The 13,230-nt window shown below is 37.1% G+C and carries 11 protein-coding genes; 9 read left to right on the top strand and 2 right to left on the bottom strand.

What is annotated here, in order from left to right; all coding sequences use genetic code 11:
- Positions 1–22: 22 nt before the first annotated feature.
- The gene (locus U9K52_RS14450) at positions 23–2,107 is read left to right on the top strand and encodes an LTA synthase family protein (RefSeq protein WP_322927138.1); all 2,085 of its coding nucleotides are present in this window, start codon (positions 23–25) and stop codon (positions 2,105–2,107) included.
- A 76-nt stretch (positions 2,108–2,183) separates the two neighbouring features.
- Positions 2,184–3,035 (top strand): neutral zinc metallopeptidase, encoded by an 852-nt coding sequence (locus U9K52_RS14445; protein ID WP_248389035.1) that lies wholly within the window; start codon positions 2,184–2,186, stop codon positions 3,033–3,035.
- Positions 3,036–3,088: 53 nt separating this feature from the next.
- Here the strand turns inward: U9K52_RS14445 and U9K52_RS14440 are convergent, their stop codons facing one another.
- Positions 3,089–3,925 (bottom strand): GLPGLI family protein, encoded by an 837-nt coding sequence (locus U9K52_RS14440; RefSeq protein ID WP_248389036.1) that lies wholly within the window; start codon positions 3,923–3,925, stop codon positions 3,089–3,091.
- Positions 3,926–4,069: 144 nt separating this feature from the next.
- Between U9K52_RS14440 and U9K52_RS14435 the strand changes: the two genes are divergently transcribed.
- The 4 genes from U9K52_RS14435 (at position 4,070) to sufD (ending at position 8,306) form a co-directional block, all read left to right on the top strand.
- Positions 4,070–4,399, top strand: a complete 330-nt coding sequence (locus tag U9K52_RS14435; protein WP_169231783.1) for a HesB/IscA family protein — start codon at positions 4,070–4,072, stop codon at positions 4,397–4,399.
- An 83-nt stretch (positions 4,400–4,482) separates the two neighbouring features.
- Positions 4,483–5,931, top strand: a complete 1,449-nt coding sequence (gene sufB / locus U9K52_RS14430; RefSeq protein ID WP_263602018.1) for a Fe-S cluster assembly protein SufB — start codon at positions 4,483–4,485, stop codon at positions 5,929–5,931.
- Between the two features lie 231 nt (positions 5,932–6,162).
- A complete protein-coding gene (gene sufC / locus U9K52_RS14425; protein WP_248389038.1) occupies positions 6,163–6,906 on the top strand; it encodes a Fe-S cluster assembly ATPase SufC in 744 nt (247 codons plus the stop codon).
- A gap of 92 nt (positions 6,907–6,998) precedes the next feature.
- Complete coding sequence (gene sufD / locus U9K52_RS14420; protein ID WP_312174296.1) at positions 6,999–8,306, top strand: Fe-S cluster assembly protein SufD; 1,308 nt, start codon at positions 6,999–7,001, stop codon at positions 8,304–8,306.
- A 139-nt stretch (positions 8,307–8,445) separates the two neighbouring features.
- Here the strand turns inward: sufD and U9K52_RS14415 are convergent, their stop codons facing one another.
- Complete coding sequence (locus U9K52_RS14415; protein ID WP_248389039.1) at positions 8,446–9,372, bottom strand: DUF3078 domain-containing protein; 927 nt, start codon at positions 9,370–9,372, stop codon at positions 8,446–8,448.
- 245 nt (positions 9,373–9,617) lie between these two features.
- Here U9K52_RS14415 and U9K52_RS14410 point away from each other — a divergent pair, with 245 nt between their 5' ends.
- From U9K52_RS14410 to gdhA, 3 genes are all read left to right on the top strand, one after another.
- On the top strand, positions 9,618–10,388 hold the full coding sequence (locus U9K52_RS14410; RefSeq protein WP_322927135.1) for a rhomboid family intramembrane serine protease: 771 nt from the start codon (positions 9,618–9,620) through the stop codon (positions 10,386–10,388).
- A 67-nt stretch (positions 10,389–10,455) separates the two neighbouring features.
- Positions 10,456–11,565, top strand: a complete 1,110-nt coding sequence (dprA, locus tag U9K52_RS14405; RefSeq protein WP_322927134.1) for a DNA-processing protein DprA — start codon at positions 10,456–10,458, stop codon at positions 11,563–11,565.
- A 190-nt stretch (positions 11,566–11,755) separates the two neighbouring features.
- Complete coding sequence (gene gdhA, locus U9K52_RS14400; protein WP_248389044.1) at positions 11,756–13,114, top strand: NADP-specific glutamate dehydrogenase; 1,359 nt, start codon at positions 11,756–11,758, stop codon at positions 13,112–13,114.
- Positions 13,115–13,230: the final 116 nt, after the last annotated feature.

Genomic DNA, 13,230 nt, shown 5'->3' with positions numbered 1-13,230 from the left:
AATTAACATTTAATAAATACAGATGTTGTTTCAAAAAATTAAGCCGTTTCTTTATTTAGGCATATTCTATCTTGCAATCTCATTCATACTGAGAATTGTTTTTGTATTTCACCCTATTACCACAGCAGATTTCGGTTTTTTAGACCTATTGCAAATTATGATGGTCGGAATCCTGAATGATATATTGGTGTTCATCATAACATGTCCTTTTTTGGCCCTTTATTTTCTGTTTTTATCAGACTCGAAATATCAGAAACCTTACGGTTATATCATCCTCGGCCTGTTGTGTTTGCTATTTTTATATATACTTCTCATTCCGGATAATATTTTTAAGCAATACGGAGGATCGGTTGCTGAAATCGCGATGGCTTTTATCGGACTTAAAATCATTGTCTTCAGCCTAATGCTCTTCCTTCCCGAAAAGCGGGTAAAGATCAGAAATTCAATGTATTTCCTTACTATTTTCCTATACGTTCTCCTTATTATTTTTAATGCCGTGAGCGAATATTTTTTTTATAATGAGTTTGGATTACGGTATAATTTTATTGCTGTAGACTATCTTATCTATACAAACGAAGTAATCGGAAATATCATGGAAAGCTATCCCGTTGTTCCTTTATTTCTGGCCATATTTGCACTGGCAGTTGTATTTACGGTTTATATTTATAAAAAAACTAAAACTGAACTTCTAAACCTTCCGAATATTAAACAGAAGATCATCTTATTAGGTTCTTTTTGCATTTTGGTAGCAATAAGTATTTTAGGATTAAGTTTTACCACAAAATTGAAATCTGATAATGTTTTTGAGGAAGAAATCCAGGCCAACGGATTGCCAAAATTTTATTGGGCTTTTACCCATAATGAACTGGATTATTTTCAGTTTTATCCTCAGATTAACCAGCAGATTGCAGAAAACACTTTTCTGAGCCAGTACGCACAGCCTGTTTTAAAAAGAAATATTCAACCCGGAAAACCGGAATTGAAGAAAAACGTCGTTTTGATTTCTATTGAAAGTTTATCGGCAGATTTTATGGCACATTATGGTAACACACAGAAAATAACCGCTTTCCTGGATAGTCTTGCAGATAAATCTTTGATGTTTACTAATCTTTACGCTACAGGAAACAGAACCGTTCGCGGACTTGAAGCGCTTACACTCTGTATCCCGCCTACTGCCGGTGAAAGCATCATTAAAAGAGAAAACAATAAAAATAAATTTACAACAGGAAGTGTTTTCAAATCAAAAGGTTATGATGTTAAATTCCTATATGGCGGCTATAGCTACTTTGATAATATGAAAGATTTTTATGAAGGAAATGGCTACACCATTGTTGACAGAAATAATTTTAAACCGGATGAGATTTCCTTTGCCAATGTCTGGGGCGTTGCAGATGAAGATATGGCCAAAAAAGCAATTCAGACCATGAATGCTGAAGCGAAATCCGGAAGACCGTTTTTTAATCACTGGATGACGGTTTCCAACCACCGTCCTTTTACTTATCCTAACGGTAAAATAGACATTCCTGGTGATGCGAAATCACGGGAAGGCGGCGTAAAATATACCGATTATTCTCTCAGAAAATTCTTTGAAATGGCTAAAAAACAAGACTGGTATGCCAATACGGTTTTTGTAATCATTGCCGACCATTGTGCTTCAAGCGCAGGAGATACAGAACTTCCGATGGATAAATACAAAATTCCTGCAATGATTTTTTCTGAAGGATTTATTCAGCCGCAAAAGTTTACACAGACCATGTCGCAGATTGATGTAATGCCTACGCTTTTAGGAATGCTTAATTTTAGTTATCAGACAAAATTTTTAGGGCAGGATGTATTTTCAAAAGAGTTTCAGCCGAAAGCGTATGTCGCTACTTATGAAGATTTAGGACTTATTAAAGATAATTACTTAACCCTTATTGCTCCGGTTAAGAAAATTAAACAATATGTTTTGACGCAGCAAAAAAACAACCTTACTCCGGAATTCAACCTGTATTATGATGAAAAATATGTGAAAGGAAACCTTCAGAATAAAAAACTTATTGAACAGACCATTTCTGCATATCAGTCAACTTCTTACTGGCTTAAAAAAAACCAGCTCAACCGGTAATTGGTAAAAATATTGCTCCATCTATAAAAAATACATTTTAAATCTTTAAATTTATATATCACAAAATAATACAACTATGAGATGGACTGACGACAGAGGCGGCAACGTGGAAGACAGGCGTGGACTAGGCGGCGGAGCCGTTGTGGGAGGCGGATTGGGAACTTTGATCATTGCTGCCATCATTTTTTTCCTGGGAGGAGATCCTTCTTCCATACTTTCTTCCGGAAGCGGTTCCGGGCAAGCAACAACCGAACAGCGGGAACTTTCGGCAGAAGAAAGAAAAATCGGGGAAATGGTAGATATGATGGGAAAATGGAACACCACTACCTGGGAGCAGGTGTTCAGTGAAAACGGAATGACCTACGAACCTCCGAAAATCGTACTTTTCGAAAGCACAACACAATCCGGATGCGGAACCGCTCAGGCTGCAATGGGTCCTTTTTATTGTCCGGCAGACCAGTCTGTATATATGGACATGAGCTTTTTTAATGAACTTGAGCGACGATTCGGCGCCAAAGTAACCGAATTTACAGTTGCATATGTACTTGCCCATGAAGTTGGCCATCATGTTCAGACGCTTTTGGGAACAACCCAAAAAGTAGATCAGATGCGAAGAAGCGGGCAATACAGCGAAGCAGAAATGAACAGGGTTTCCGTTGCCACGGAATTGCAGGCGGATTTTTACGCCGGACTCTGGGCCAAAAGAACTGATGCTGAAAAACACATTCTGGAACCGGGAGACATTCAGTCTGCAATTGATGCCGCAGAAGCTGTAGGAGATGACAACATCCAGAAAAAATCTCAGGGATATGTAAACCAGGAAAGCTTTACACACGGTTCTTCCGCTCAGCGTAAAGAATGGTTCATGAAAGGATACAATACCGGAGATATCAGACAGGGGGATACTTTCAACCAGCTGTTGAGATAAATAAAATTAACCTAAAAATTAAAAAGCCCCGAAGAAAATCTTCGGGGCTTTGTTTATTGCAATTCGATTGGATTACTGTTTTTCTTGGCTTCTTCTTTTACCCGTTCTTCCATTCTTTTTCTCATTTCCGCAGGATTTCCGCCGCCGCCACGGTTACCACCACCAACTCTCATTGGTGCACTAATTCCTCCGCCCTGACTCATAAAAGACATAGGATCTTCCATGAATTTTTTCTGCTGCTTTACATAATCGGATCTTTTTACTTTAATAGTATTCCCGAATTGATTTAATGTAGGAAAATCAGCAATTTTATAATTTTTCATCAGGTCGAAAGAATATTCGTCTTTATCATCTTCTACCTTTACAATAAGCCCGGGAAGTCCTCCGAATTTATATGGTCCGTCCTGATAAGGCAGATCCGTAGTAAACCAGGCCGTCCATTTTCTTCCTCCGAAATCAGTTTCCGCTTTCTGTACTTTATACTCGCCTATTTTTGTGGTTTCGGGAAATATTTTCCAGCTGATAGGTCTGTCTTCCTCATAGGTGTAAACATCTCTTCCTATTCTGTCCTTGAAAATCATCTTCTGACTTTTTTTATCTTTTTCTATAGAATAATTGATAATGGATCTCAGACTCTGCATCTGATCCCTGTTGAATCCTCTTGCTCCACCACTTTGCATGGCAGCCTGTATAACAGAATCTCTTTTGATCCTGTTTTCAGAATAAAACACTGATTTTTCCGGAGAAATATCAAGATATGCATTTTCTGTTTTAATATCATTTTTGTCAGATGCGTCCGGCTTCATGGTTACCTGATACACAAATCTGTTAGTCTGCGCTATAATAGTCTGCATAAACAATGACAAAACGATGATTCCTAATTTTTTCATTAAGGTAAATTTATAGTTTGGATTTTAAAATCTTTGCAAAGTTAAAGCCATCAATAATAAAAATTGATAAAATAAAATCGCTAATTTTTATATACTAATTATTGTTCGTATTTTTGCACTATTAAATCATTCTAAATAAATACAATGATAAAAGTATCAGATCAAGCAAAGGCAAAAGCAGTCCAACTGATGACAGAGGAAGGCTTTAACCCTGTTGAAGATTATATAAGAGTGGGGGTAAAAAGCGGAGGGTGTTCTGGTTTAGAATATGTTTTGAGGTTTGACAACCAAAAAACAGACACTGATCAAATTTTTGAAGATAATAATATTAAAATTGTAGTCGACAAAAAATCAATACTTTACCTTGCAGGAACTACTCTTGAATATTCAGGAGGTTTGAATGGAAAAGGGTTTGTTTTTAACAATCCTAATGCATCCAGAACATGCGGATGCGGAGAAAGTTTTTCTTTGTAGAAAAGAGAAGACATTAGATGCCGGATCTCAGACCACATACAGAGTCTGAAATCTAAGTCTAACTTCTGAAATCTAAAAATATAATGAATAAATATACTGAAGACGATTTACGCGTCGATTTAGAAAATAAGAAATACGAATTCGGATGGGAAACTAAAATCGACTATGAAGATTTCCCTACCGGTTTGAATGAAGATATCATCCGTTCTATTTCTGCAAAGAAGGAAGAACCGGAATGGATGACGGAATGGCGTTTGGAGTCTTTCAGAATCTGGCTTAAAATGGTTGAGCCGGAATGGGCTAATATTAAATATGAAAAACCGGATTTCCAGGCTATTAAATATTACGCCGCTCCAAAGGTAAAACCCGAACTGGCAAGTCTTGATGAGGTAGATCCTGAACTGATCAAAACCTTTGAGAAGCTGGGAATTAATATAGAAGAACAGAAAAGACTTTCCGGTGTTGCGGTAGATATCGTAATGGACTCCATTTCTGTGAAAACCACTTTTCAGGATACACTGATGGAGAAAGGAATTATTTTCTGTTCCATCTCGGAGGCTATTAAAAACCATCCGGACCTGGTAAGAAAATACCTTGGAAAAGTAGTTCCGAGAGGTGATAATTTTTATGCCGCCCTGAATTCTGCCGTATTCTCTGACGGAAGTTTCTGCTATATTCCGAAAGGTGTAAGATGCCCAATGGAGCTTTCCACCTATTTCCGTATCAACCAGGCGGGAACAGGACAGTTTGAAAGAACATTGGTAATTGCCGATGAAGGCAGTTATGTTTCCTACCTGGAAGGATGTACCGCGCCATCAAGAGATGAAAACCAGCTTCACGCAGCTGTGGTTGAATTAATCGCTTTAGATAATGCCGAAATAAAATATTCAACGGTACAAAACTGGTATCCGGGAAATGAAGAAGGAAAAGGCGGAGTTTTCAATTTCGTAACCAAAAGAGGGCTTTGCGAAAGAAATGCAAAAATCTCCTGGACTCAGGTGGAAACAGGTTCTGCCGTAACATGGAAATATCCTTCATGTATTTTAAAAGGTGACGGATCCATCGGTGAGTTCTACTCTATTGCCGTAACCAATAATCACCAATATGCAGATACGGGAACAAAAATGATCCATATCGGGAAGAATACGAAGTCCACAATTATCTCTAAAGGTATTTCTGCAGGGAAGTCACAAAATTCATACAGAGGTCTTGTAAAAGTAATGCCTTCCGCAAAAGGAGCAAGAAATTTCTCTCAGTGTGATTCTTTATTGATGGGCAATGAATGTGGAGCACATACTTTCCCTTATATTGAAATCAAAGACCCTTCTGCACAGCTGGAGCATGAAGCAACGACTTCAAAAATCGGGGAAGACCAGATTTTCTACTGTAACCAGAGAGGAATCGACACAGAAAGAGCTATTGCTTTAATTGTGAACGGTTTCAGTAAAGAAGTTTTAAATAAACTTCCTATGGAATTTGCCATTGAAGCTCAGAAATTACTGGAAATTTCATTGGAAGGTTCTGTAGGATAGTATCCTTTGAACATTAAGAAATTAAGTTAAGTTTACAGCAATAGCTTAATCAAAATCAATTTTATTGATTTGCTTAAAAAAATGATACATTAAGACTAATAAGCTTTAATTCTTAATGTTTAAAATAAAAAGAAATAGTATTTCATTGATAAGCGTTAGCGCCTTTGTTTATCTTAGAAAAGCAAAGGAAGATTAAAAATCTTAGTCTAGCCTTGCGATAAATTTAAACGTATGTTAGAGATAAAAAACTTGCACGCCAAAATTGAAGACGGCGCAGAAATTTTAAAAGGAATTAATCTTGAGATAAAACCGGGTGAAGTTCACGCCATCATGGGACCGAACGGAGCCGGAAAATCCACCCTTTCTTCCGTAATCGCAGGGAAAGAAGATTATGAAGTTACGGACGGTGAAATTATTTTCGGGGGTGAAAACATCATTGAAGATGCTCCTGAAGAGAGAGCACACAAAGGGATTTTCCTTTCTTTTCAGTATCCGGTAGAAATTCCGGGAGTTTCTGTAACCAACTTTATTAAAGCTGCGATGAATGAAAACAGAAAAGCCAACGGATTAGGGGAAATGCCTGCCAAAGAAATGCTTTCGATGATTCGTGAGAAATCCGAAAAATTAGGCATTAAAAAAGATTTTCTTTCAAGATCATTAAACGAAGGATTTTCCGGAGGTGAAAAGAAAAGAAATGAAATTTTTCAGATGATGATGCTGGATCCGAAACTTGCGATCCTTGACGAAACAGATTCCGGATTAGACATCGATGCACTGAGAATTGTTGCAGACGGTGTAAATGCTTTCAAAAATGAAGGAAATGCAGTTCTTCTGATTACCCACTATCAGAGATTGCTTAATTATATTCAGCCTGATTTCGTTCATGTATTAGCCAACGGAAAAATCATCAAAACCGGTGATAAATCCCTTGCGCTGGAACTGGAAGAAAGAGGGTACGACTGGCTTTTAAATTAATTAAAGGATAAGAATTCAGAGATTCATCTCTTAGCTTACAAATCAGCCAAACAAAAAAACAAAAAATGGTGCAAACCACAGATATACCAGTAATGGCATTAAAAGAACAGATTACAGAAAACCATCATCAATTTTTGGAAAGCCTTCGTCACAGATTTCTGGATGAAAAAAGGAAAGAAGCTCTTCAAAGATTCGAAATGCAGGGTTTTCCTACAAGAAAAGACGAAGAATATAAATATACCAATCTAAAGGAGATTACGGAAAAAGCGTATAATTTTTTCCCGAAAGAAGGCCACAATATTACCAAAGAGCAGCTGGATAGTCTTCATCTGGGTGAAGAAAATTTTGACTGGATTACTTTCGTAAATGGTAAACTCCATAAAGAACTTTCAAAAGTTTCTATTGAAAATGTCGAGTTTCTTTCATTTAATTATGCCCTGAATGATGAGAAACACAGAGAGATTTTTGACACCTATTTTAATACAATTGCTTCAAAAGATTCTGCTTTTACCAATCTGAATGAGGCATATTGCAAGTATGGTTTTTTTCTGAAAGTTCCTAAAAATGTTGTGATCGAAAAACCGATTCATATTTTTTATATTTCTCAGAATCAGGAAGAAAACACCTTCTATAACACGAGAAATTTACTTATTGTAGAAGAAGGTGCCAAAGTGGAAATTATTGAAAGCCATCACAATTTTGACAATACTTATGTATTGACTAACTCTGTGACGGAAATTTTTACATACCCCAATGCAAAAGCAGACTGGCATAAGCTGCAGAATGATAATGACACTTCTTATCTGATTGACAATACATTTGCAAGACAGGAAAAAGACAGTTTAACAACCGTAAATACATTTTCTTTCGGAGGAAAACTGGTAAGAAACAACCTTGATTTTATTCATAACGGATCCAATATCAATTCATTTATGAACGGAATCACCATTATCGGTAAAGATCAACTGGTGGATCATCACACAGCAGTTCACCATAATTTCCCGAATTGTGAAAGTTACCAGAACTACAAGGGTATTTTTGACGGAAAATCTCACGGGGTCTTCAACGGAAAAGTATTTGTTGATAAAATTGCTCAGAAAACAAATGCGTATCAGCAGAACAATAATGTATTGCTGAGCGAAGGGGCAATTATTGATACAAAACCCCAGCTGGAGATTTTTGCAGATGATGTAAAATGTTCTCACGGTTGTACCGTAGGACAGCTAAATGAAGATGCTCTGTTCTACTTAAGAGCAAGAGGTATTTCTAAAAAAGAAGCTCAGGCACTTTTATTATATGCTTTCGCCAACGATGCAATGCAGAATATAGATATTGAGCCGTTAAAAGAAAAAATTTCTAAGCTTTTGGCCGAGAAACTGGAAGTTGATATAGAATTTTAGTAATATATAATTGATAATAGTAAGCACTTCATATTTTCATTGAAGTGCTTTTTTATTGCTTATATTTAATTGGCTAAGTCCCGACTGACGATTAAAAAAGCGGACTAAAGCCCGCTCCCTATGTTTGAATTTACATTATTTATTTTTTAATCCACCACCGGCTGTCTTTTCTGTCTGAACGTTTTACTCCATTATCCAGCGTATAGGCAAAACCTACCCCCAGCGTTTGTTTAAGCTGTGTTTTTTTGATCTGATTATGATCATACATCAAATCTACTGTAATATTTGAGGAAATGAATTTATTAACCTTTAAATTCAGGATCATTCCATACGCAAGAACGAGTCTTTCAGGGTGATCCAGATAATTGGAGAAAACAGAAGCGTTATTTGTAATATTCACATTTTCCATCAATTTAAATTTATAATACGCTGTTCCGAGAAACCCGTACTGTAGTAAAGAATTATCACCATCAGCTTTCAGTCCGTATGTTCCGGCAGTCTGAAGATCTTTATCAAAGACAAATGTCCATCTGGCGTTAGAAGGCCGCAACGTTACATTAACATTGTCATTGGGCCGGTACGTAATCCCCATCCCGACATTCAGATAGCCGGGAGCCATAAAATTGGAAATTTTCTTAGCTTCAGGATTGTTTCCGTCTTCATATCCTACCGTAAACTGAGAGATGACACCTGTTCCCACCGAAAGATACCAGCTTTTTGAAACTTTTCTACCGTAATTAGTAGAAACATTAATCACATCCTGGGTTTTTCTTATCCCAATTCCCTGAGTATCATTTTGCCCATAATTTAAGAGAATAATATTTTCCCACAAATCGTTATCTTTTTCATAGGTAATATTATAATCTGCTCCCAGAAGCCAGCCTACGTTATTGGCCCCGCCTCCAACCCAATTGGAGAATGCTGCCTGATTGATCATTAAAGATTGCTTGCCAAGGACTGACCAGTGTTTGATAGTATCTGTCTTAACAGAAGCAGTGTCCAGGATGACCTGCGCATTGATAAAAATGCCTACAGAAAAGGAGAGAATTAATAAAAACTTCTTCATGAGTTCAGGATTTCATTGTATAAATTGCTAAACAAAAATATTAAATATAAATTTCATAAAGTAAAAGCACGCAATTAAATCTCATTTTCAAGATATTAAAAACTAAATTTAGTGACAATACGATTGAAATAAAATAAAATAGAAGCAAAAAATTACTTTTTGGCTTAAATAAAAGATCAGCGTAAAAATTCATCGCCAAATTTTCCGAAATTTATCATTGGCTTTTCATTTGACATAATCACTGCATGCTAAAAAACAATGTAATTTCTAAAAAAGCTATTATAAACCCGTTGCTGATGCTTTCAGCCATGTGGCTGGGATATTTTCTTCAGCTTCAAGGCTTTTTTGAAAGTTGTTTCGGCGCCATTATTCCTTTATTGCCGGAAGGCCTGCTGGGAATCATAACCTCTCCCCTGCTGCACGGAAACTTGGATCATATTGTAGGCAATTCCATACCTATTGCGATCCTGATGTTTCTTCTGTATCAGTTTTATCCGATGGTGGCCAATAAAGTATTTATAATCGGTTGGCTTGCTACAGGTCTTTTGGTATGGCTGTTGCCGCCTATCGATATTATAACCGGCGATTATCTTTATACCTGTACTATCGGAGCCAGCGGCGTAGTGTATGTTCTTGCTTTTTTTCTTTTTTTCAGCGGTATTTTTAAATGGAATATGAAGCTGCTTACCATCTCCTTGCTTGTTGTGTTGTATTATGGAAGTCTGATATGGGGTATGTTGCCCGAAGAATTGTTCTATAACCTTCAGGAACCAAGCAAAATTGCGTGGCAGGCACACATTGCGGGTGCTGTTGTGGGCGTAATCCTTGCTTTCATGTTTAAAAAAGTAGGTGACAAAAAGAAAAAATATATTTGGGAATTCCCGAATTATTACAGTGAAAAAGATGATAAATTGTGGCAGGAGTATAAAGAAAATCATCCTGAGGATTTTCTGGAATTGCCCTATAAAGAAAAAGATGACATCTGGAAACATCTTGATGAGTTGAGAAGAAAATAAACCAGCCGAAGAAATTATCACTTCCAAGATTTAAGCTAAATTCAATACATTTGCCAAAACAACACAAATGTATTCTGAAGAACATCTCTATTCTATTGCCCTCCGCGAATGTAATTTAATTGGTGATATTAATTTCCATAAACTTGTGCGCACTTTCGGAAGTGCAAAAAAAGCATGGCTGAACGCCAAAAAAGAGTACAAAAAACTTGACGGCTTTGGCTACCGTATGGTTGCTGACATCGGAAATCCCGAACACCTGAAGTTTGCAGAGAATGAACTCGCATTTTGCGAAAAGAACAATATTATTATTAATCTCAGGCACTTTGGTGACCTTCCGGAATTGCTCAATGAGTGCAACGATGCTCCGGCCATTCTTTACCAAAAAGGAAACTTTGATGACACAAACCAACGAATCAGCATGGTCGGAACCCGAAATATGACGTCATACGGACAACAATTTCTTACCGATTTTTTTGAAGAAACACATTCCTGCAATTATATTTCCGTGAGCGGACTTGCTTTGGGTATTGACAAAGAAGTTCATGAGCAGTCTCTTCAAAAAGAAATTCCTACCGCTGCAGTTTTAGCACATGGATTTCATATGATCTATCCTTCAAAAAACAGAAAACTGTCCGAAAAAATTTTGGAAGAAGGAGGTGCACTATTCACAGAATTCAACTCTTCCCGGAAACCGGACCGCGAAAATTTTATCCAGCGGAATAGGATTGTTGCCGGTTTATCACCTTCAACAATTGTTGTTGAGACTGCTTTTGGTGGCGGATCAGTAAGTACTGCGACATTCGCCAACCAATACAACCGCGAAGTCTTCGCCTTACCAGGAAAAATTACAGATAAACAAAGCCAGGGTTGCAATCAGCTGATTTATCAGAATAAGGCAGCATGCATTTCTACCATTAAAGATCTTATTGATGATTTAGGTCTTAAAAAGCCTAAAGTAAAAATGGATGAATTATTTTCACGCAGTGAAATCAGTATTCAATTGACTGAATACCAACAATTAATATTTAATCTTATATCAGAACATCCATCGATCTCTTTAGATGAGATTATCGAGAAAACAGATCTTGCATCTCATAAAATTTTACCCGTAATTCTGGATTTGGAGCTTTTGGGGAAAGTAAAATCACTTTCGGGGAGACAATTTATTACAATATGAGATTTAACCATTTCTTAATATTGCATTATTTTAAACATAACATTTAATTTTTAATAAAATTAACGGTTAAATTATCAACTTAATAATATTAACTATTTATATTATTAAACTTTCAGCAATCATTCATTAAGGTGTTGTGAATCTTGAAAAAAAAATTAAATTTGTTGGCAATAATATTCAACCCTAATATATGGAACAATATAATATTGACCAGAAAATCCAAGAGTTTATAGCAAAAATTGAGGCCAAAAACCCTAACGAGCCAGAATTTTTACAAGCCGTAAAAGAAGTTGCTGTTACAGTAATTCCGTTTATTATGACTAAAAAGGAATATACGGGCATGAAACTTCTTGAAAGAATGGCGGAGGCTGAAAGAATTATCATTTTCAGAGTTCCGTGGGTTGACGATAAAGGTGAAATCCAGGTAAACAGAGGATTCAGAATTCAGATGAACTCTGCTATCGGACCATATAAAGGCGGAATCCGTTTCCATCCTACCGTGAATCTTTCGGTTCTGAAATTCTTAGCTTTCGAGCAGGTGTTCAAAAACTCACTTACAACGCTTCCGATGGGAGGTGGGAAAGGAGGTTCAGACTTTGATCCTCAAGGAAAATCTGATATGGAAGTAATGCGTTTCTGCCAGGCTTTCATGACAGAACTTTGTAAACATGTCGGACCGGAAACCGACGTTCCTGCGGGAGACATCGGGGTAGGTGCAAGAGAAATCGGGTACTTGTTCGGGCAGTATAAAAAAATCAGAAATGAGTTTACAGGAGTACTTACCGGTAAAGGTCTTGCCTACGGAGGTTCTTTGATCCGTCCTGAAGCTACGGGATATGGCGTGGTGTATTTTGCAGAGCAGATGCTCAAGACTATCGGGCAAACATTTAAAGACAAAATCGTAACGGTTTCAGGTTTTGGAAATGTAGCATGGGGAGTAATCAAAAAAGTATCTGAACTTGGAGGAAAAGTAGTAACGATCTCCGGACCGGACGGTTATGTTTATGATAAAGACGGAATCGACGGAGAAAAAATCGATTATTTATTAGAATTAAGATCTTCAGGAAACAACAGAGCTGAAGATTATGCTAAAAAATATCCTTCTGCACAATTTTTTGCAGGAAAGCGTCCTTGGGAAGTAAAATGTGATGTTGCTATTCCTTCTGCAACCCAAAATGAGCTTGATCTTGAAGATGCTAAACTTCTTGTTGAAAACGGATGTGTGTGTGTAACTGAAGCGGCCAACATGCCGTCAACTTTAGATGCAATTAATTATTTCCTTGATAATAAAGTGCTATTCTCTCCGGGGAAAGCTTCCAATGCCGGTGGTGTAGCAACTTCCGGATTAGAAATGACACAAAACTCTATCCGTCTCAACTGGACTTCTGAAGAAGTTGATGCAAGACTGAAAGAGATCATGATCGGAATCCACAAAGCCTGCAGAGACTACGGTAAAGAAGAAGACGGCTATGTAAACTATGTGAAAGGTGCAAATATCGCCGGCTTCGTGAAAGTTGCAGAAGCAATGCTAGCTCAGGGAGTCGTATAAAATACTAAGGTTGGGAATTTCCCGACCTTTTTTCATACAACCTGTTCCCGGGAATATAAATGGGATAAAAGTAAAAAGTGAAAGGAGAAAGCGTTGATCATTCAACGCTTTTTTAA

Source organism: Chryseobacterium sp. MHB01, assembly GCF_034651565.1.
Classification (GTDB): domain Bacteria; phylum Bacteroidota; class Bacteroidia; order Flavobacteriales; family Weeksellaceae; genus Chryseobacterium; species Chryseobacterium nepalense.
This window is presented reverse-complemented; position numbering and strand designations above follow the sequence as displayed.